The 20,491-nt window shown below is 53.8% G+C and carries 20 protein-coding genes and 1 tRNA gene; 12 read left to right on the plus strand and 9 right to left on the minus strand.

Annotated elements, in window-relative coordinates; translation table 11 throughout:
- The first annotated feature begins 38 nt into the window (after nt 1-38).
- Nucleotides 39-422, plus strand: a complete 384-nt coding sequence (locus tag QOL67_RS17800) for a hypothetical protein (RefSeq protein ID WP_283427336.1) — start codon at nt 39-41, stop codon at nt 420-422.
- Nucleotides 423-493: 71 nt separating this feature from the next.
- Nucleotides 494-1,435, plus strand: a complete 942-nt coding sequence (locus QOL67_RS17805; protein ID WP_283427337.1) for an ABC transporter transmembrane domain-containing protein — start codon at nt 494-496, stop codon at nt 1,433-1,435.
- A gap of 100 nt (nt 1,436-1,535) precedes the next feature.
- On the opposite strand, the gene mepK is transcribed toward QOL67_RS17805, so the two are convergent.
- Nucleotides 1,536-2,081 carry a peptidoglycan L,D-endopeptidase MepK gene (gene mepK / locus QOL67_RS17810; RefSeq protein ID WP_430458972.1) on the minus strand — a complete coding sequence of 182 codons (546 nt, stop codon included), beginning with the start codon at nt 2,079-2,081 and terminating at the stop codon, nt 1,536-1,538.
- A gap of 354 nt (nt 2,082-2,435) precedes the next feature.
- Here mepK and QOL67_RS17815 point away from each other — a divergent pair, with 354 nt between their 5' ends.
- The 4 genes from QOL67_RS17815 to QOL67_RS17830 are packed head-to-tail and all read left to right on the plus strand — an operon-like array spanning nt 2,436 to nt 6,716.
- Nucleotides 2,436-4,043, plus strand: coding sequence for a L,D-transpeptidase family protein (locus tag QOL67_RS17815; protein WP_430458967.1), 1,608 nt, complete (start codon nt 2,436-2,438; stop codon nt 4,041-4,043).
- Nucleotides 4,044-4,075: 32 nt separating this feature from the next.
- A complete protein-coding gene (gene lpxD, locus QOL67_RS17820; RefSeq protein WP_283427340.1) occupies nt 4,076-5,167 on the plus strand; it encodes a UDP-3-O-(3-hydroxymyristoyl)glucosamine N-acyltransferase in 1,092 nt (363 codons plus the stop codon).
- A gap of 44 nt (nt 5,168-5,211) precedes the next feature.
- Nucleotides 5,212-5,475, plus strand: coding sequence for an acyl carrier protein (locus tag QOL67_RS17825; protein WP_283427341.1), 264 nt, complete (start codon nt 5,212-5,214; stop codon nt 5,473-5,475).
- 32 nt (nt 5,476-5,507) lie between these two features.
- Nucleotides 5,508-6,716 carry a beta-ketoacyl-[acyl-carrier-protein] synthase family protein gene (locus QOL67_RS17830; RefSeq protein WP_283427342.1) on the plus strand — a complete coding sequence of 403 codons (1,209 nt, stop codon included), beginning with the start codon at nt 5,508-5,510 and terminating at the stop codon, nt 6,714-6,716.
- A 77-nt stretch (nt 6,717-6,793) separates the two neighbouring features.
- On the opposite strand, the gene QOL67_RS17835 is transcribed toward QOL67_RS17830, so the two are convergent.
- Nucleotides 6,794-7,399: an invasion associated locus B family protein gene (locus QOL67_RS17835; protein ID WP_283427343.1), complete on the minus strand. Its 606-nt coding sequence runs from the start codon at nt 7,397-7,399 to the stop codon at nt 6,794-6,796.
- A 482-nt stretch (nt 7,400-7,881) separates the two neighbouring features.
- Between QOL67_RS17835 and QOL67_RS17840 the strand changes: the two genes are divergently transcribed.
- Entirely contained in the window at nt 7,882-9,429 is a 1,548-nt protein-coding gene (locus QOL67_RS17840; RefSeq protein WP_283427344.1) for a helicase HerA-like domain-containing protein, read from the plus strand.
- A 70-nt stretch (nt 9,430-9,499) separates the two neighbouring features.
- Here QOL67_RS17840 and QOL67_RS17845 read toward each other — a convergent pair whose 3' ends face one another.
- The 5 genes from QOL67_RS17845 to QOL67_RS17865 form a co-directional block, all read right to left on the minus strand.
- Nucleotides 9,500-10,804: a branched-chain amino acid ABC transporter permease gene (locus QOL67_RS17845; protein ID WP_283427345.1), complete on the minus strand. Its 1,305-nt coding sequence runs from the start codon at nt 10,802-10,804 to the stop codon at nt 9,500-9,502.
- On the minus strand, nt 10,801-11,811 hold the full coding sequence (locus QOL67_RS17850) for a branched-chain amino acid ABC transporter permease (RefSeq protein ID WP_283427346.1): 1,011 nt from the start codon (nt 11,809-11,811) through the stop codon (nt 10,801-10,803). Before QOL67_RS17850 ends, QOL67_RS17845 begins: the two co-directional genes overlap by 4 nt.
- 5 nt (nt 11,812-11,816) lie before the next feature.
- Nucleotides 11,817-12,644, minus strand: coding sequence for an ABC transporter ATP-binding protein (locus QOL67_RS17855; RefSeq protein ID WP_283427347.1), 828 nt, complete (start codon nt 12,642-12,644; stop codon nt 11,817-11,819).
- A gap of 98 nt (nt 12,645-12,742) precedes the next feature.
- Complete coding sequence (locus QOL67_RS17860; protein ID WP_283427348.1) at nt 12,743-13,525, minus strand: ABC transporter ATP-binding protein; 783 nt, start codon at nt 13,523-13,525, stop codon at nt 12,743-12,745.
- A 94-nt stretch (nt 13,526-13,619) separates the two neighbouring features.
- Nucleotides 13,620-14,807 carry an ABC transporter substrate-binding protein gene (locus tag QOL67_RS17865; RefSeq protein WP_283427349.1) on the minus strand — a complete coding sequence of 396 codons (1,188 nt, stop codon included), beginning with the start codon at nt 14,805-14,807 and terminating at the stop codon, nt 13,620-13,622.
- A gap of 157 nt (nt 14,808-14,964) precedes the next feature.
- Between QOL67_RS17865 and QOL67_RS17870 the strand changes: the two genes are divergently transcribed.
- Nucleotides 14,965-16,074, plus strand: a complete 1,110-nt coding sequence (locus tag QOL67_RS17870) for a PQQ-dependent sugar dehydrogenase (RefSeq protein WP_283427350.1) — start codon at nt 14,965-14,967, stop codon at nt 16,072-16,074.
- A gap of 115 nt (nt 16,075-16,189) precedes the next feature.
- Nucleotides 16,190-16,537 carry a hypothetical protein gene (locus QOL67_RS17875; RefSeq protein ID WP_283427351.1) on the plus strand — a complete coding sequence of 116 codons (348 nt, stop codon included), beginning with the start codon at nt 16,190-16,192 and terminating at the stop codon, nt 16,535-16,537.
- A gap of 1 nt (nt 16,538) precedes the next feature.
- Here QOL67_RS17875 and QOL67_RS17880 read toward each other — a convergent pair whose 3' ends face one another.
- Nucleotides 16,539-17,534: a GlxA family transcriptional regulator gene (locus QOL67_RS17880; protein WP_283427352.1), complete on the minus strand. Its 996-nt coding sequence runs from the start codon at nt 17,532-17,534 to the stop codon at nt 16,539-16,541.
- 168 nt (nt 17,535-17,702) lie between these two features.
- Between QOL67_RS17880 and QOL67_RS17885 the strand changes: the two genes are divergently transcribed.
- Both QOL67_RS17885 and QOL67_RS17890 read left to right on the plus strand, forming a co-directional pair.
- The gene (locus tag QOL67_RS17885; RefSeq protein WP_283427353.1) at nt 17,703-19,070 is read left to right on the plus strand and encodes a class II 3-deoxy-7-phosphoheptulonate synthase; all 1,368 of its coding nucleotides are present in this window, start codon (nt 17,703-17,705) and stop codon (nt 19,068-19,070) included.
- A gap of 158 nt (nt 19,071-19,228) precedes the next feature.
- A tRNA-Ser gene (locus QOL67_RS17890) sits at nt 19,229-19,318 on the plus strand.
- A 74-nt stretch (nt 19,319-19,392) separates the two neighbouring features.
- On the opposite strand, the gene QOL67_RS17895 is transcribed toward QOL67_RS17890, so the two are convergent.
- On the minus strand, nt 19,393-19,614 hold the full coding sequence (locus QOL67_RS17895) for a sulfurtransferase TusA family protein (protein ID WP_283427354.1): 222 nt from the start codon (nt 19,612-19,614) through the stop codon (nt 19,393-19,395).
- A 93-nt stretch (nt 19,615-19,707) separates the two neighbouring features.
- On the opposite strand from QOL67_RS17895, the gene QOL67_RS17900 reads away from it, so the two are divergent.
- Entirely contained in the window at nt 19,708-20,460 is a 753-nt protein-coding gene (locus QOL67_RS17900) for a cytochrome c biogenesis CcdA family protein (protein WP_283427355.1), read from the plus strand.
- The last annotated feature ends 31 nt before the right edge of the window (nt 20,461-20,491 follow it).

A 20,491-nucleotide genomic window follows, 5' to 3' on the forward strand; every position in this document is an offset into this window, starting at 1 on the left:
GAAGATCTATAGTTTTGCCAGTTCGGGGAGGAACGCACATGGCACAAAATTCAAAGAAGAAAAGTTCGACAGTTGCCTTGTTGGCCGCCTTTGCGGTTTTGCTCATCACGATCTTAGGACTGGGCTGGAACGTGCTTTTGTCAGCCGCGCTCGCAGCGGTGGCGTTTTTTGCAGTTAGTCAAATGGGGACAAAGCCAGAGGAAACGACAACCTCGGCACCAACGTCCCCAGTGCAAGCCGCACACGCGCCGCAAGAAACCAGCCCGGCGCCTGAGCAGGCTGCAGAACCCCCAACCTCAGTCGCGTCTGAACCGGTTCAGGCGGCGACTGCAACCATGGCGGGGCAAGTCAAACTTGGTACACTCTTGCCTGGGGAACGTGAGTTGGCGGAGCGGCGTGGAGGCTGGCGCTACGAAGGCTAGACATTTTTGCGGTCAGGTGATTGAGTTTGCTTTGATTTTGCCTGTCCGCAGGTCCCCCAAGGGATGAGAAAATGATCCGCTTTTACGCCCGAATTTTACACGCCACTGGTCGGTCGCAAATCCTCTTGGTAGTGCTTTCCTTGATTGTCGCGGCGCTTGCGGCTGTGCCATTGCAGTTTCAGAAAGACATCATCAACAGCCTTGGGCCGAGCCTTGAGGTCAGGACGTTGGTCTGGATGTGCGGTGGATACTTAGCGGTGATTGTGGTCACCAACATCTTCAAATTCATACTGAACTATCGCAGTAGCCTGCTGGGGGAGGCCACGATTCGGCGTATTCGTGCGGCTGTTTATACGGCGCGCCATGACGCCACCCAGGATTTGGCGATCCAAAAACAGTCCACCGGTACCATTGCGACCATTATTTCCGCTGAATCAGAGGAAGTAGGGCGTTTTGTTGGCCAGGCTTTGGCCAATCCGGTGGTGCAGTTTGGCACATTGGTGTCCGTGGTGTCCTTCGTTGCGGCCACCCAACCCTATCTTGGTGGATTTCTCGTAGCGGTGGTTGTGCCGCAGGCCTTGATTGTTCTGCTGTTACAAGAGCGGGTGAATAAACGCGTAAAAGAACGCACGATTGTGCTGCGAAACGCTACCGGCACGTTGTCAGAAGAAAACTTGGCTGACATGAAAGAGGCCCAACAGCAGGTGCTCGACGATTTTGATCACATCTACGAAACCCGGCGAGGCATTTTCCGTCTGAAGCTCTCGATGAAGTTTTTGATGAACATTCTCAGCGGCATTGGTCTCGTAGGAATTCTGATGATCGGTGGCTTTTTGATGATGGAAGGACGCTCGGATATCGGGACAGTGGTCGCGTCCATTTCCGCGCTTGAGAAAATCAACGGGCCTTGGCGGTTGCTTCTGAATTTCTATAAAGAACTCAGTTCGGTACGGGTCAAATTTGATCTGATTGTAGGGGAAGGCCTAACAGCCAAACCAGCTCAGAAAGCTTAAGTGGTTTGACTTCGCCGCAAGACAAAAGGCGCCGAAACCGGCGCCTTTTAATTGAAATTCCGTGAGTTGATGGTGGGACACCCACCAACACGAGGGATGTTTAGCGGCCCCACTGACGCACAGGACCACAATCCATATGCACAAAGTTGGACCCGGAGTAGCGGCCCACGCCACCGGCACGACATGCCGCGGCGGCCTTGGCCATCTGGTGTACCGAGCGCGAACCCAGTCGCAGATCAGCAGCCTGACCCTTCATATGCAGCGAGTTCTTGGCCACACCGCGAGAGCGGGAGCGCAGCATCGCATTGGTTTTTGGGCTGCGGTAACCAGAAAGTAACATGTAGGGCTCATTCACATCCATAAGGTTGTGTGCCGCTGCCATGATGTCGACTGTACGTGTGTCGACGTTGATCACCTCGTTGGTGCGCCAATCCCGCATAAATGCGTTGATTTCTTTCACCGCGTCTTTGATGTACTTGCCTTCGACCCAATAGATGGTGTCGATGCGCTCTCCGGTCCGACCGGAGTACATCTTCAAACGTCGAATGTCGCCTCCACCGCGCAGGAAGCCTGCGGCCTTGGAGTAGGTTGGGGCCGCCACAAGTGCGGTTGCTGCAAACGCGCCCAATAGGCCGCGCCGCGTCATGCTCAAAGAGCAGTCATTTGGTTCATTCATGTTTCAGCGCCTGTCCCGTCGCTAACCTGCCACCGCGATGTTACGCGGGCGTATGTTCATCTTCATCCCCTCAGATGTGCGGATTTTATGCCACATAGGGAATATTCAACCAAGAGTTCTTTTCTGTCTTGACCAAGCTAAGCGCCATATTTCGGCGAAACTTTGCTTAAGTGATGGAGAATTTGGTTCCATCTGGCCCCGACATCATCTGGGTAACACGGCAACAGTTGAATAAAGGTTTATTCAGTTTGCGAACTTGTGATTGGACAGGTGAGACTATAGTCAGCCACCCTACAGGACGGCTTTTTACTTTGGGAATGTAACATGGTTCACAGGATGCTAACGCGCGGGTTTTTTGGTGTTTTTTTCGCGCCGCTTCTCGCGGTTTTTTTGCTTTCGAGCGTTGCGCAAGCTTTTCCAGCTTTTAAGCAAGCTGTTGCAGAGGCAGCCGCGCGCGACGCGGATGTGGCCACGTTTTACCGGGAATCAGCCTATGAACCGGTGTGGACAGGCGAGGGTGATTCCTTTGTTGCGCGGCGCAAGGCACTCATTTCCGCCCTTGGTCGAGTAGAGGATCACGCCCTTCCCGCAGAGCGGTACAACACTGATCAATTGGTTGCTCAAATGGCCGGAGCCCGCAGTGTGCGTGATCTGGGTATGGTCGAAGTGGCGCTTACCAAAGCCTATCTGCGATATGCCCGTGACATCAACTCCGGCATACTGGTGCCTTCGCGCGTAGACAGCGGCATCGTGCGTGAGATCGCGCGTCGGGACCGAACTGAGCTGATCCAGAGCTTCGCAACTTCTGACGATCCCAAAGCGTTTTTGCGGTCTCTTGCGCCGCAGACACAAGAATACACCCGCTTGATGAAAGAAAAGCTGCGCCTGCAGCGTCTGATCGCCAGCGGTGGCTGGGGCAAAACTGTACCAGTGGCCAAATTGGAACCAGGCAACACCGGGGATTCTGTCGTTGCTCTGCGCGATCGTTTGATGCGCATGGACTTTATGCCGCGCTCGGCGACGGCCCAATATGACCGCGATCTGGAGAAGGCTGTACAAGCGTTTCAAATTGCGCATGGGTTGGAAAGTGATGGTGTGGCAGGCAAAGGCACCATCACCGAAATAAACGTTTCCGCGGAACAGCGCTTGAAGTCGGTCATGGTGGCCATGGAACGTGAGCGCTGGCTGACCCGGACAATCGTTGGTCGTGAGATTTTGGTCAACTTGACCGATTTCACAGCCAAGGTGATTGACGACGGCAAGCTGACCTTCCGCACGCGGTCCGTGATTGGCAAAAATCAATCAGATCGTCGCAGCCCGGAGTTTTCGGACACCATGACCCATATGGTGATCAATCCAACCTGGAACGTACCACGCTCAATTGCGACCAAAGAATACCTGCCTATGTTGAAGCGAAATCCAAACGCGGTTGGGTATCTGCGTCTGGTGAACAGTCGTGGCCAGACCGTGAACCGTGGCTCTGTCGACTTTACGCAATTCACCACGAGCAACTTTCCATTCGACATGAAACAGGCCCCAGGTAATCGCAATGCGTTGGGATTGGTCAAATTCATGTTCCCGAATAAGCACAACATCTACTTGCATGACACGCCGCAGAAAGCACTGTTCAAACGCGAAATGCGCGCCTACAGCCACGGCTGTATCCGTCTGCAGCAGCCGTTTGATTTTGCCTACACCTTGCTGGAGCCACAAGAGAGCGCGCCAAAAGCGTTCTTCCACAAGACGTTGAAAACCAGTCGAGAAACGCGTGTTGATCTGGATCAGCCGATCCCAGTGCACATCATCTACCGCACCGCGTACACCGAGGCCAAAGGCCCAGTGCAGTATCGCCGGGATATCTATGGGCGTGATGCCAAGATCTGGAATGCGCTGACCAATGAAGGGGTGGTGTTAGCCTCTCATCAGGGATAAAACGCCTCCAAGATCACTTCGGAGGACCGCGCATGGCGTTCACTGTTCAGGAAATTGCTGCGGCAATTGACGCGGAGGCGCATGGCAACACCGACTTGATTGTAGAACGTGTCTCAGAGCCGGCATCGGCCGGCCCTGACGACCTTGCGCTTCTGACCAATCCCAAATTTGCAGACGGCCTTACAAAAGGTCAGGCCCGTGTTGCACTGCTTTGGGATGGGGCAGATTGGCAAGCCATGGGGCTTGAGGCCGCGATCACCGCCAAACGGGGCCGCTATGCTATGTCAGGCCTGTCGCGCATGATGGATCCCGGGCAACAATTCCCCGAAGGCATTCACCCAACGGCATTGATTGATGAGACCGCCAGTGTTGCGGAAGGCGTCACAATAGCACCGTACGCGGTGATTGGTCCGCGTGCCTGCATTGGTGCTGGTACAGTGATTGGTCCATTTTGCCACATCGGTGCCGACAGCAGTATTGGTAAAAACGGGGTCTTGCGTGATCATATCTCCGTTGGTGCGCGCGTCACCATTGGCGATCGATTCTGGTGCCAGCCGGGCGCGCGTATCGGCGCGGATGGTATGTCATTCGTGACCCCGGAAGCCAGTGGCGTTGAGAAGGCCCGTGCCTCTTTGGGGGATCAGGGCGACGTGCGGGAGCAGGCTTGGGCGCGCATTCACTCCCTTGGTGCAGTGACTATTGGTGACGACGTCGAAATCGGTGCCAACAGCTGTATCGACTACGGTACTGTGCGGGACACCCGCATCGGTAATGGCTGCAAAGTCGACAATCTCGTACACATCGCCCACAATGTTGTGGTCGGCAACGACTGCCTTTTCGCGGGCCAAGTGGGTATCGCGGGCTCTACCGTCATTGGCAATAACGTAGTGTTTGGCGGCCAATGTGGCGTCACCGATAACACCACCATTGGCGACAATGTCATTGCAGGCGGTGCCACCAAAATGATGAGCAAGGTGCCCGCAGGTCAGGTTGTGCTTGGCTCCCCAGCGGTCAAGATGGAAACCAACCTGGAAATGTATAAGGCCTTGCGGCGACTTCCCCGTTTGGCCAAGCAATTTTCCGATCTTCAAAAAACTGTTTCAAAACTGGGTTCAAAGACTTAAACCGCCTCCCAAAATGAGCGCGCCGTCTATCAAAGGATGAGACTATGAGTGTCAAAGACCGTGTTATTGCCATCGTCGCAGAACAAGCGGTGCTGGAACCTTCTGATGTGACCTTGGAAAACACACTTGAAGACCTGGGAATTGACAGCCTCGGCTTGGTTGAGAGTATCTTTGCCATTGAAGAAGAGTTCGATATCACCATTCCCTTTAATGCCAATGAGCCAGAGAAGAGCGATTTTGACATCTCTTCGGTGGCCACCATCATCGCCGGGATTGAAAAGCTGGTGGACAGCGCTCCAGCCGCGTAACAAAACTTCTCCAAGTCAGTAGGGCAGGGATTATGAAACGGGTCGTCATTACAGGCGCGGGAACCATCAACGCCTTGGGGCACGACGTGCCACAAACACTTGCGGCAATGAAAGAAGGTCACTGTGGCATTGGCCCTCTTGAAATGCGCGATGTTGAGCGGCTCGCTGTACAAATTGGGGCGCAGGTCCGTGAGTTTGCGTCAGACACTATTTTCAATCGGCAGCAACTCGCGCTCTATGATCGTTTCACCCAGTTTGCGCTGATTGCCGCACGTGAGGCGTTGGCACAGTCTGGCCTCGAGTTTTCCGGTGCCTTGTCTGCCAAATCCGGTGTTGTGATGGGCAACTCCGGCGGTGGAATGCAAACTTTGGATGAGAACTACCGCACCGTTTATGAAGACGGCAAAAACCGCGTGCATCCTTTTGTGGTGCCCAAACTTATGAACAACGCGGCCGCAAGTCACATCAGTATGGAGTTTAATCTTAAGGGGCCAAGTTTCACCGTGGCATCTGCCTGTGCAAGTTCAAATCACGCCATGGCACAAGCCTTTCAGATGGTGCGCTCTGGCATGGCGCCGGTGATGATCACGGGTGGAACCGAGTCCATGTTGTGTTTTGGCGGCGTGAAGGCCTGGGAAGGTTTGCGTGTCATGTCAAAAGACGCATGTCGGCCGTTTTCCGCTACCCGCAACGGCATGGTGCAGGGCGAAGGCGCTGGTGTGTTTGTGTTTGAAGAGATGGACCACGCCAAGGCGCGGGGGGCAGAAATTTTGGCTGAGGTTATTGGCTTTGCCATGACGTCAGATGCCTCAGATATCGTGATGCCGTCTCGTCAGGGCGCGTCTCGGGCCATCGCAGGCGCCCTTCAGGATGCAGGGGTCAATCGGGAAGAAGTTGGCTACATCAACGCCCACGGCACAGGCACAGCGGCCAATGACAAAACCGAATGCAGCGCTGTTGCGGATGTGTTTGGTCCTCACGCAGATACTTTAATGATGTCGTCGACCAAATCGATGCATGGCCATTTGATTGGCGGAACCGGAGCGGTGGAATTGTTGGCCTGCATCATGGCGTTACGCGACGGGGTGATTGCGCCAACCATTGGCTATGAAGAGCCAGATCCTGAATGTGCATTGGATGTTGTGCCCAACGAGGCCCGCGAGGCGTCAGTGGACGTTGTGTTGTCCAACGCCTTTGCTTTTGGCGGCTTAAATGCCGTGTTGGCGCTGCGCCGCGTATAACGCTCAACTTCTGCATGCCAAAAAAAGCCGCCAGTTGTGAAGACGACGGCTTCCTTCAAAGTTTTGTTGCGACTGTGTTACTGGCTGTTATTGGCGGCTTTATCAAAGGCCTTGGTGAACCCGGCCAGGGACATGTTCACATTCACGGATTGGGTGGGTGACAGCGCAGGTACAATGCTTAAAACAGCTTTGTTGCCGTTCTTGAAGTTTGCAATGTCCTCGGCACTCAATCCTATACGAGCGATACAGCCCAGTTGGTTACAAAATGCAAAAGGGTAGCGGCGTGTGGTTTTGCCATCCACTGACATGGTCAGCTGAGCGGTCAGGAGGGTTTCCAGCGGGACAATCACTGTGGCACCGGCAACGGCTTCACCCTCTGCAACTGGTAGAGAGAACAGCGTCACTTCTGATACAGGGTTGCCGGTGTCGTCGCGCATAAGTTGATAAAGGCGACAAGGGCGAGGTTCCGGTCCAGTGGTTGCGCATTGTAGATCCCAATCACCGATGATTTCGGACGACACATTCTCTTCCAGCTGTGCCGGGGATTGCGGTTGCGCGGCTTCACTCACGGCTTCCCCCATAGCCAACGAGCCGTCCGCGAGAGAGGGGACACCTTGCGCCAAAGCTGGTCCAGCCATCAAGGTCAGAGAAATGGCTGTCGCAAAGAAAGTGAAGTTCCGCATGTCTGTCTCAGTCCTTTGGATGTCGTTATGCTCGCTTACCATGGCCCAGCAGACTTGTCAGGATTGGCTTTCTTAAAAGCCATTGCATTCGAGCAGAAACTTGCTGATTTTATTTCCAATGTAGGGGATGGTTTGAATGTGAGCGGCCGGTACCGAAGGCTATGCACAAAAAAGAAAAGGGCCTCAAAAAGGCCCTCTTCCAAATTTTTCACTCCCCGTCGGACTGGCCGACTTATTTTATTGTCGAAACGCTACGAAGAAATGGACCTTCGGTCAACCGGAAAAAGGAAAGTTCTTGTGCTGTTTTTGTTCAAAAAAAAGGCCGCACATGAAGTGCGGCCAGTCTCAACAGGGAGGAGTTCTGTTCCTAACCCGTTTGGGCTGTTCCAGAACAGTTACGAAACTGCCATATAAAGGTTAACAATATGTGTGACGCGCGATTTGGAGCGTTATAAATAAGGGATCTGAAGGGTAAGCGACTGATGGATGGTAAGATTTTTCTGGGTGGCGGTGGTGAAGATTATGCGCAAAAACAGGGTCTGACACTGAAATATGCCAACAGACACGGTTTGATTGCTGGTGCAACGGGCACCGGCAAGACTGTAACGCTGCAGATTCTCGCGGAGGGCTTCTCTGCGGCTGGGGTCCCGGTTTTCCTGTCAGACGTAAAAGGTGATCTCTCCGGATTGGCTGCGTCGGGATCGGCGGATTTCAAATTGCATGAAGCCTTCACGTCACGTGCGGAGAAAATCGGATTTGGCAATTTTGTCTATGAGGCTTTTCCGGTCACCTTTTGGGATCTGTTTGGCGAACAAGGCCACCCGGTACGCACCACCGTTGCGGAAATGGGGCCTCTATTGTTGGCCCGTCTTATGGAACTCAGCGAGGCCCAAGAAGGTATCCTCAACATTGCTTTCCGTTTGGCAGACGAACAGGGCATGCCGTTACTGGATCTCAAAGACCTCCAGGCCCTGCTGGTTTGGGTTGGAGAAAACCGTGCAGAACTGGCACTGCGTTACGGCAACATCTCGGTGAACTCCATTGGCGCCATCCAGCGTCGCCTTTTGGTGCTGGAAAACCAAGGAGCGTCCAAGCTATTTGGCGAGCCAGCTCTGGAACTGGATGACCTGATGCGTACTGCCTCTGATGGGCGTGGCCAGATCAACATCCTGGCGGCGGACAAACTCATGGGAGCACCACGGCTTTACGCGACTTTCCTGTTGTGGCTTCTCTCCGAGTTGTTTGAAAGCCTGCCAGAAGTAGGCGATCCCGACAAACCAAAGCTGGTCTTCTTCTTTGACGAAGCCCACTTGCTGTTTGATGGCGCCCCCAAAGCGCTCGTGGATAAGGTTGAGCAGGTTGCGCGTTTGATCCGCTCCAAAGGCGTTGGCGTCTATTTTGTCACCCAGAATCCGGATGACATCCCCGAAGACATCCTTGGCCAACTTGGAAACCGCGTCCAGCACGCCCTGCGTGCCTTCACGGCGCGTGACAAGAAGGCGCTGAGGCTAGCGGCTGAGACCTACCGTCCAAACCCTCGGTTTGTGACCGAAGAAGCGATCCGAGAAGTGGGTGTCGGTGAGGCTGTCACCTCTATGCTGATGAAGAAAGGCGTACCCGGCATTGTCGAGCGCACTTTGATCCGCCCGCCATCCTCCCAGCTTGGTCCGTTGTCTTCAATGGCACGCAAAGAGGTGCTGGCCACATCGCCATTGGCAGGAAAATACAGCACACCGGTGGATCGGCGTTCGGCATATGAAATCCTCACCAATCGCGCCAAAGTGGCAGCACAAGACGCTGAGAAACTGGAAGAGCGCGAAGAAGAGATGACAACCATGGAGCGCGAGTTCACGTCTGCGCGTCGCTACTCCGGCTCCCGCGTGCGCCGCTCCTCGGCCCGTACCTTGCGTGTGCGCGCGGATGACTCGTTTGGCGAGGCAATGACCAAAATGGTGATGAAAGAGCTGTCTGGAACCACCGGTCGGCGCATTGTACGTGGCGTGCTGGGCGGTCTGTTCAAAGGGCGCTGATCCGAACCTTCATTTTCCCAAAATATCCTCGCCGAAAGCAAAAGGCGCCCTCAGTGGGGCGCCTTTCTTGTTACTTCTCTGGGATCAAACCGCGCGGGCTGAACCTCAAAACCAGCAGTAGAATCACCCCCATGGTCAACAATCGCATATGCGCAGCACTGTCGATCAGGTGTTTCTTCAGTCCACTGCCTTCCGGCATGCCTACGGTGATCATTTCCATCAACCACAGTCCCATGGGTTCCACTTGCACCCAAAGGAACCAGATCAGGAAACCACCCAGCACCGCGCCAAGGTTGTTGCCGGACCCGCCAACAATCACCATCACCCAGATCAGAAAGGTGTAGCGCAATGGCTGGTAGGTGCCAGGTGTCAGCTGGCCGTCCAACGTGGTCATCATCGCACCGGCAATGCCGCACACAGCGGAGCCGAGCACAAAGATCTGCAAGTGACGGTTGGTCACATCCTTGCCCATGGCTTCAGCCGCCACTTCGTTGTCACGGATCGCGCGCATCATCCGGCCCCATGGGCTTTTCAAAGCCAATTGTGCCATCACAAAGATAATCACCAGGACAACCGTAAACAGCATGGAGTAGTTGAGTTTGACAAACAGCGAACTTGCTGTTGCTGGATCCAGTCCCAGACCCTCTGCGCGATTCACAAAGCTCGATGTGTTCTGCAGGTCAATCTCATATGGCACCGGACGGTCCAGCCCCACCATATTTTTCACACCGCGGGCAAGCCAGTCTTCGTTTTTCATCACCGCAATGATGATCTCGGCGATGCCCAGCGTTGCGATGGCAAGGTAATCCGAGCGCAATCCAAGCGCTGTCTTACCAATCAGCCAAGCCACACCAGCTGCCAGCAAACCGCCCATGGGCCACGCCAGCAGAACCGGAAGATTTAGACCTCCCAGGTTGCCTTGCAGGGCGGGGTTGATTGCCTCAACCGCCTCAACAGCGGGATCAAAAATGCCGCGATATAGAAAAAACCCAACCACGAGAATGGAAAGTGTTGCGATGGTTCGTGCGCGGCCTTTAGCCATCCGCTGGCGTACCATCACGGTACCCACAATGGTGCCTGCACCTGCCAAAAGGGCAATAACAATCCGCCAGCCGCCTGCACTCCACGCACCTTCCACTGGAGCTGCAGAGGTCAACACCACAGCCAAGCCGCCAAGCGCGACAAAGCCCATGACACCTACGTTAAACAGCCCGGCAAAACCCCACTGCAAGTTCACACCCAGCGCCATAATGGCTGAAATCAAACCCATGTTGAGAATGAACAGCGCGACGTTCCAGCTCTGCATGAAGCCAGTCAGCGCGATCATCGCAAAGACCAGCCCAAAAAGAGCGGCAGTTCTTGTAGTATCGCTCATACCGATTTCCCCTTGAACAGGCCGGTTGGCTTAAACAGCAGGACCACAATCAGGATCACAAAGCTGACGGCAAATTTATAGTCTGTGCTGAGAAGCTGCACGAGGCTGGACGGCTCAAGGCTCTCCGGCATCGCGTACTTCAGCACTTTCTTCCAGGCGTAGGTGATCGTGACTTCGCTAAACGCAATCACAAATCCCCCGGCAATGGCACCCAACGGGCTGCCAAGGCCGCCAACAATTGCCGAGGCAAAGATGGGCAGCAGAAGCTGAAAGTAGACAAAGGGTTTGAAGGATTTATCCAGACCATAAAGCACACCGGCTGTCGTCGCCAAGGCGGCCACAATCAGCCATGTGTACATCACCACGCGCTCCGGGTTGATACCGGACAGCAGCGCCAGATCTTCGTTGTCCGAATAAGCCCGCATCGACTTACCCGTGCGGGTGCGGTTCAGGAACCAGAACAACAGCGCCACACAGATGATGGCCACCACAACAGTGATGCCCTGCGTGGTTTTGATCGCCAGCCCCTCTTTCAAGCCGGTCAATGCTTTGAACTCACGCACTGAAATGATGAATCGTTCGCCATCAGAGAACCGCTGATCGTTTGGTCCAATGATGAAACGTACCAAACCGTTCATGATGAACATCACGCCCATCGACACGATCACAAGGATCACCGGTTTGGCTTTTTGCTCGCGATAAAAGCGGTACACCACGCGATCCGTGAGCAGAACCAACGCCATTGTGCCCAAAATTGCAAAGGGCAGGGCGAGCAGCGCCGTTGGCAGTGGGCCAAAGCTCACGCCCATCGACTGCAACAGCCAGGTGATCAACACGGCCAGCATTGCGCCAAAAGCCATGGTGTCGCCATGGGCAAAGTTGGAAAACCGCAAGATGCCGTAGATCAGCGTGACCCCAAGCGCGCCAAGGGCGAGCTGACTGCCATATGCAATCGCGGGGATAATGACAAAGTTAGAAAGCGCCACAAGGGCGTTGAATAAATCCATGTGCCTCAGCCCCCCAAGAACGATTTGCGGACTTCTTCATCCGCGAGAAGGTCTTTGCCAGTGCCAGTAAAGGCATTGCGCCCCTGCACCAACACATAGCCTTTGTCAGCAATCTCTAACGCCTGACGGGCGTTTTGCTCGACCATCAGGATGGGAATGCCGGTGCGGCTGACCTCGATGATCCGGTCAAACAGCTCGTCCATCACGATAGGCGATACACCTGCAGTTGGTTCATCCAGCATCAGCACCTTTGGCTGGGTCATCAACGCGCGGCCGACGGCCACTTGTTGACGCTGACCACCGGACAGCTCGCCCGCGGGCTGGTTGCGTTTGTCTTTCAGGATTGGAAAGAGGCCATAGACCTGTTCCATCGTGTCGAGAAAGTCGTCTTTGCGGATGAAGGCCCCCATCTCAAGGTTCTCTTCCACCGTCATCGACGTAAAAATGTTGTTGGTTTGCGGCACAAACCCCATGCCCTTGGCAACACGGTCCTGTGGCGACAGGCTTGTGATATCTTCACCATCAAGCCGCACCGAACCTTGGCGCAAGTTCAACATGCCAAAAACCGCTTTCATGCCGGTGGATTTGCCAGCACCATTTGGGCCTACAATCACGGCAATCTCACCCGGGTTCACGGCAATTGTGCAATCATGCAAAATGTCCGGCCCGTCTTTGCCATAACCACCGGTCATACTGTCGCCGACCAAAAATGCGTCCGTTGTGTTCATTTCTTTTCCGGTCCCCATGGCGGGCGTCATGTCGCTACCACCTTTGGGGTTGGCTATCGTGGCATCTTTGTTGCCGCGATCGTCCTGATACGGGTTCCCCGTCATCCCATTTTCTCCCCCTGAATCCGCTCATTTTGGGTCATTTTTGCACCTCCGCAAAACAGTCGCGATACAGACGCAATACCGACGTGCAAACATGACCCTTAAGCGTTCAGCTGTTCCTTGTTTTTGAGCCCGGTGCCGAGGTAGGCCTCGATCACCTGTTCGTTGGCTTTGATCTCATCCAAAGTGCCTTCTGCGAGCACTTTTCCTTCGGCCATGCAGATCACCGGGTCGCATAGGCGACCAATGAAATCCATGTCGTGTTCGATCACCACAAAGGTGTAATTTCGCTCTTTGTTCAGACGGATAATCGCATCACCAATGGTGTTCAGCAGCGTGCGGTTCACACCCGCGCCCACCTCATCCAGGAACACAATTTTGGCATCCACCATCATGGTCCGACCAAGTTCCAGAAGTTTCTTTTGACCCCCAGAGACTTGCCCCGCCTTGTGGTCGGCAAGGTGCTCAATGGTAAGGAATTCAAGCACTTCGTCGGCTTTTGCCCGCAACGCTCGCTCTTCGTTCGCAATCCGTTTGCGACCAAACCAGGTGTTCCAAAGAGTCTCACCAGATTGTGCACCAGGCACCATCATCAGGTTCTCACGACAGCTCATCGAGCTGAACTCATGTGCAATCTGAAACGTCCGCAACAGCCCTTTGTGAAAGAGCTCGTGTGGTGGCAAGCCAGTGATCTCCTCACCATCCATGGTCACGCGCCCGGAGGTTGGTTGTAAAACCCCGGCGATCACATTGAAAAGAGTTGTTTTTCCGGCGCCGTTTGGCCCGATAAGTCCGGTGATTGATCCCGGTTCAATTTTTAGGTTCGCCCCGTCTACAGCGCGAAACCCCCCAAAATGTTTGTGAACGTCTTCTACGACGATCATAGCATTTCCCCCATGCGCAGTTCGTGCCGCGCCTTATATATTGAAAAACAGCCCGGACAAGCCGGGCTGTTTTGGATCTCAAATCAACAAGTGATTAGCGGTACTTAGCCGTTGCGATCTTGCCACCGTCGATAACGATCTGGCGGTAGTTACCGGCCGACTCACCTGAACCAATCAGTTCAACTGCTGTTGCGCCCACGTAGTCGATCTCACCGCCACCGGCGAGGATATCGAGCGCTTTGCCCAGCTCGCCAGGGAAGATTTGTTCACCAGGCGCGTTGGCCACATCCATGATTTTCTCTTTGTAAGCTGCCGGATCGCTGGAGCCAGCCGCCTGCATTGCCAGAAGGATCAGTGCCGCGGCATCATAGCTTTCTGGAGTGAACGGCGAGGTTGCGTCAAAGGAGTCACCAACCAACTCAGAGAACTTCGCTGCGCCTGGGCTATCAGTACCAGGGTGCTGACCGGTGGAACCTTCGATTTCATCACCGAAGTTTTCCTGCAGTTTGTTGGAGATCATGCCATCCGGGAAGTGGAAAGTGTCAAACGCGCCGGAGTCGATTGCCGCACGCACGATGCCGGAACCACCTTGGTCAACGTAGCCCGCAACAACCAGACGATCGCCGCCGGCAGAGGCTAGCGCGCCAACTTCAGCGGAGTAGTCAGCCTTGCCGTCTTCGTGTGCTGCGTTGATGGTAACAGAGCCACCGGCCGCTTCGAATGCTGCTTGGAAGCTGTCTGCCAGACCTTTGCCGTAGTCGTTGTTGGTGTAGGTCACCGCAACTTCTTTGATGCCTTCTTCCATCAGCACTTCGGTCATCACAACACCTTGGCGGGCATCAGATGGTGCGGTACGGAAGAACAGGCCATTGTCTTCGTTGTTTGCGTGGCTCAGGCCCGGAGATGTTGCGGACGGGGACACCATCACAACTCCGTTGGCAACGGCGACGTTGTTCAGAATTGCGCCAGTCACACCAGAACAATCTGCGCCCATGATGCCCTTCACGCCTTCGGACGTGATCAAACGCTCTGCCGCTGCAGAAGCCGCCGCAGCGTCAACACAAGTGGAGTCTGCACGAACCGAAGCAACAGTTGAACCGCCAAGCAGCTTGCCGCTGTCAGAGACTTCTTTCATAGCCAGCTCAGCACCGTCAGCCATGGATGGTGTCAGAGATTCAATTGGACCGGTGAAGCCGAGGATCACGCCCAGCTTGATTTCTTCTGCGGATGCGGCGCCAGCCAGCAGTGCGCCCGCGGCGGATGCCAAAAGCAACTTTTTCATTTGGAAACTCCCTATTGGTTTTTTTGTTGTTCCGAGGGTGAGCCTATGCGGGGAGATTTCAAAAGAAAAGAGGTCGATGACTGATTTTTGACCATCATTTTGGAGCGGGATATGTGAGGATGAGTGCAAGATATTTCCATCTCCTATAGGGGGCGCTATGCGTTGCAGAATTTGGGCTATTGCTTTGTCTTTACTTGTTTCCTGTCCGTCGATCGGAGTGCCATCTGAACTTGAAACCTCCCAAGGTAAGGTTCACATTTCAGCTGTTGTTGAGCGATTAAAAGGGCCCTGGGCTTTCGCATTTCTACCTGGTGGCGAGTTATTGATCACCGAGAAACGGGGGAAGCTTCTTCATGTTAACGCTAGCGGTAAGAGGTCCATTGTCAAAGGCCTTCCAGCGATTCATGTTAAGGGGCAAGGCGGTTTACTGGACGTCATAGTGGCCAACGACTTTGTACAGTCACGAAACGTATTTTTTTCTTATGTCACCAAGCAAACGGGCGGTTCGGGCACTGCGGTGATGCGAGCGCGCTTGTCAGAGGACAGGAAGACTCTGACAAATCAAAGAAAGATATTTGAGATGACCGCTGGAAGCTCTGGCGGGCGCCATTTTGGCAGCCGCATTGTTCACGCGAAAGATGGGTCTCTATTTGTGACGATTGGAGAGCGAGGAGACCGGCCAGAAGCCCAAAATCTCGCGCGCCATGAAGGCACTATTGTACGGATATCGCCCGAGGGGGCTATCTTGTCGAACAACCCGTTTCTGGAAACAAAAGGGGCCCAAAAGGAAATATGGAGCTTTGGGCATCGCAATCCTCAAGGTCTGGCGCTGGATTTGTCAGGGCGTTTATGGGCTGTTGAGCATGGAGCAAAGGGAGGTGATGAGCTTAACCTCATTCGTAAAGGCGCCAATTACGGTTGGCCCGTGATTTCCTTTGGAACCCATTACTCAGGCCTTAAGATTGGTGAAGGCACTTCAAAAGCTGGTTTGCAACAGCCGAACTTCTATTGGGATCCATCCATCGCACCGTCCGGCTTGATGGTCTACTCCGGCAAACTCTGGCCTCAATGGAAAGGACATTTCTTTGTGGGAAGCCTGAAGTTTGACTACATCAGTCGCTTGTCAGGTACGCCATTAAAGGAGCGAGAGAAACTGCAAGGTATGAGCACAAAGCGAGTGAGAGATGTGCGGGAAGGGCCGTTTGGCAGGATTTGGTTCTTATCAGAAGACAAAGGCACTCTTTACCGTATGGCTCCAGGCGGCTAGGTTTCGGAAAACCTATTGTGTTCCAACTGACTACGGAAATCAGATGATAAAAAACCTACTTCTTTCAACTGCTGTAGTGGTAGCGACGTCTACTGTGCTTGTCGCGCAGACCAATATGCGTACTCAGTTCAATCAGGCTTTGGCGCTGTTCAATGAAATGGTTATGAACATGGAGATCGGCGAGGCTTTGGATATGATCCAACCTGATGTCATATTGAGTGATGCCGAAAAACAAGAGTACAACTCGGCGCTGTCAGATGCGTTTCCAGATCCGTTTATTGGGTCGGCAACGGTGCAGTCCGAAGCTTTGAAAAGCGGGTTCCGTCAGGAAATGTTGGCCTATTGGACAGAGGGTGGAGATTACCTTTACCTTTACCTCGTGATGCATACTCAAGGGGCGCAACAGCAGGTCATCCATGTTGAGCACAGCACCACGTTTTCCAAATTCATTTCCCGCTTCTAAATCAGATAGAGAGGCGGGAACTCTGGCTGCCACGTTCGCGATAAGGCGTGGTTTCGTAGTGCGCACGGTAGCATTTGGAGAAGTGACTGGGGGACGCAAACCCGCACGCCAGCGCAACGTTGATCACGCTCATATCCGTTTGCATCAATAGGTTTCGAGCCTTTTGAAGGCGCAATTCCATATAGTAGCGCTTGGGTGATCGGTTCAAATAGCGGCGGAACAGCCGTTCCAATTGACGGGTCGACATGCCAACGTCCTTTGCAAGTAAAGACGGACTTATCGGCTCTTCGATATTGGCTTCCATCATTTGGATGACCATCGACAGCTTTGGATGGCGCACCCCAATTCGTGTTGGCACTGAGAGACGCTGTGTGTCTTGGTCAGTGCGGATGGAGCTGTAGATTTGTTGGTCCGCAACCCAATTGGCGACGTCCTCACCCAAATCTTGGGCGATCAATTTTAAAAATAGGTCAATGGAAGACGTGCCGCCCGCTGTGGTCATGCGGTTGGTGTCGATGGTGAAAACTGACTTTGACAGCTCCACCTCATCGAATTCTTCGGCAAAACTATCCTGATTCTCCCAATGGATCGTAGCGCGTTTTCCATCCAATAATCCGGCTTTGGCCATACAAAAGGAAGCGGTACAGAGCCCGATGATCGGCGGACCTTTACGTGCCTCACGGCGCAGCCAATTGAGTAGTTTTTTGGTTGTGGCCTGCTGAATGCTAGTGCCACCGCACAGCACGATGGTGTCGTCTCTTCGGAGTTCGGTTAGATCGTCGTCAAGCTTAAAAGTTGTGTTTGTTGAACAGCTTATAGTGTCGCCGCCCTCACCAACCAATATCCAGGAATAATGATCTCCGCCCATATGACGATTAGCCAGACGCAGGCAATCAATAGCAGATGCAAAGGACAGCAGGGTAAACTTGTCCAAAAGCACAAATACAAAGCGCCGCGATTTCGCGTCGTTTTGACCAGGAGCGAGTGCCGAAGTCATTGACATCGTTTCCTTTTCCATGAGGGGGTGCGCACAGCAAAGTGTGGCAAGTTGACCGATTAAACGAAACATTTACCAAACGCGTCAAGGCCGGATATTTCATCTATGGCGCCGGGACAAGAGCTTTTGTATAAGGCCTCATTAACTTGTCTAATTGGAGTAAAGACAATGGCTGACTGGCACAAATCTGACTGGCGCACAAAGCCCCGGGTTCAGATGCCTGATTATCTGGATGATGCTGAGCTGAAGGCTGTGGAAGCCAAACTCGCAAGTTATCCGCCATTGGTCTTTGCCGGCGAAGCGCGCCGCCTCAAAGCTCAGCTTGGTGCCGCTTCTCGCGGCGAGGCCTTTTTGTTGCAAGGTGGGGATTGTGCCGAGAGCTTTGAGCAATTCAGTGCGGACGGCATCCGAGACACCTTCAAAGTGATGTTACAGATGGCAATGGTGCTGACTTATGGCGCCAAAGTGCCTGTGGTGAAAGTTGGCCGTATGGCAGGTCAATTCGCAAAGCCGCGTTCGGCCCCTACGGAGTCCGTTGATGGTGTTGAGTTGCCAAGCTACCGTGGCGACATTATCAACGAATTGGATTTTACGCCAGAGTCGCGAATTCCCAATCCAAACAAGATGTTGCAGGCCTATACACAGGCCGCAGCGACCTTGAACCTATTGCGCGCTTTCTCGACAGGTGGCTATGCGGATGTCCATCAAGTGCACTCTTGGACACTTGGCTTCACTGAAGGTGAAAACGCAACGAAGTATCGTGATATGGCCAACCGTATCAGCGATACTCTGGATTTCATGAAAGCGGCTGGAGTCACGTCTGATCGTCTGCACTCCCTGCAGACAGTCGACTTCTATACGAGTCACGAATCTCTACTGCTTGAGTATGAAGAGGCGCTTACCCGTTTGGATTCGACATCCGGCAAGTGGCTGGCCGGTTCCGGTCACATGATTTGGATTGGCGACCGCACCCGTCAACCTGACGGCGCACATGTTGAGTTCGCCCGTGGTGTGCAAAACCCGGTTGGCTTGAAATGTGGTCCGACCACCACCGCAGAAGATCTTAAAATCTTGATGGAAAAACTGAATCCAGAGAACGAAGCAGGCCGCCTGACACTGATTGCACGCTTTGGTGCGGGCAGCGTGGGCGACCACCTGCCGCGCCTGGTGAAAGCGGTTCAGGAAGAGGGTGCCAATGTGCTTTGGACCTGTGACCCGATGCACGGCAACACCATCAAGTCGGCCACTGGGTACAAAACCCGTCCGTTTGACAGTGTCTTGCGCGAAGTACGCGAGTTCTTTGGCGTACACAAAGCCGAAGGTACCATTCCTGGTGGGGTACACTTTGAGATGACCGGCCAAGACGTGACTGAATGTACCGGTGGCGTGCGTGCAGTGACCGAAGAGGATCTGTCTGCGCGCTACCATACAGCCTGTGACCCGCGTTTGAATGCGAGCCAGTCGCTTGAACTTGCTTTCTTGGTGGCTGAAGAGCTGTCAAACCGGGATCAAGAACAGGCCGTAAGAGCTGTCTGAAGCACCTCTACATCAAGCTGATAAGAGCCGCGCGATTGCACGGCTCTTTTTTGTTGGGAAAACCAAAAATATCCGCAAATTGCCTCTTGCATCCCCCTAGTAGTTGAAGCTAAACACCGCTCCACAGAGAGACGGTCGACAGGCCAACGCTCTGTTGCGGAGAGGTGGCCGAGTGGTCGAAGGCGCACGCCTGGAAAGTGTGTAGGCGGGAGACCGTCTCCAGGGTTCGAATCCCTGTCTCTCCGCCATAACCCTTCAGTTGGATAGATAAAGACTTTCAAGGGCTTGCCGCTTCGGTGGAATTTTGACCACCGTTAGACCGTCAGCCTTTCTGAACGATAAACTCGAGACATCCCTCTGTTTCTTTCATGCCAACGAACTTGTGACCGGCTTCATTGCAAAAATGCGGAACATCCACAATTGCAGCGGGGTCATCCACCAACAAGCGTACCTTTGAGCCAGAGTTTAAGGGTTCCATACGTTTGCGCAGGCGCAAGACGGGCAGGGGGCACAGCAAGCCGATTGCATCAATTTCTAAATCCATAATGCGGACATAGGCGTGATGTTTCAGCCTGTCCACAGGGATGTGACCACCTGTACACGTGACCTTCCATATGAGTTGCTCTAAGGGTGGGGCATGTTTGGAATAGATATCATCGACGCAGGACTTTTGCCTGCGATGTTTGTGGCGCTTGCAGCGGGTATGATCTCGTTTCTCAGCCCCTGTGTGCTGCCGATTGTACCGCCGTATTTGGCGTATATGAGCGGTGTCAGCATGTCGGAACTCACGACAGAGCAAGAGGCGCGGCGCAAGGCGATTGTGGCGGCTCTGTTCTTTGTGATGGGGCTGTCGACGGTGTTTTTGTTCCTCGGGTTCACGGCCTCCGTGTTTGGCGCATTTTTCCTTCAAAATCAGGAGCTTTTCAGCAAAATTGCCGGCGGAGTGGTGATTGTCTTTGGCCTGCATTTTCTGAATGTGTTCCGCATACCGTTTCTGGACCGGGAAGCACGGATAGAGACAGGAGAAACAGGTGGGTCTGCATTTGGCGCCTATGTATTGGGGCTTGCGTTTGCTTTTGGCTGGACGCCTTGCATTGGGCCACAGCTTGGGGCGATTCTTTCCCTCGCTGCAGGAGAAGCGTCGATTGCACGTGGCACCATCCTTTTGGGGGTTTACGCAGCAGGGTTGGGCATTCCGTTCCTGTTGGCTGCAATTTTCCTCAATCGCGCAATGGGGGTCATGAACAAGCTCAAGCGCCACATGGGCACCATCGAGAAGGTGATGGGCGGCTTGTTGTTGTTTGTGGGCGTGATGTTGGTGACGGGCGCTTTCTCAACCTTCTCTTATTGGCTTCTAGAAACCTTTCCAGCGCTTGCAACCCTCGGATAAGGCTTAATTTTGCCAAAGTGAATGGTTACAC

This window comes from Shimia sagamensis (assembly GCF_900182745.1).
In the GTDB taxonomy this organism is placed as follows: domain Bacteria; phylum Pseudomonadota; class Alphaproteobacteria; order Rhodobacterales; family Rhodobacteraceae; genus Shimia; species Shimia sagamensis.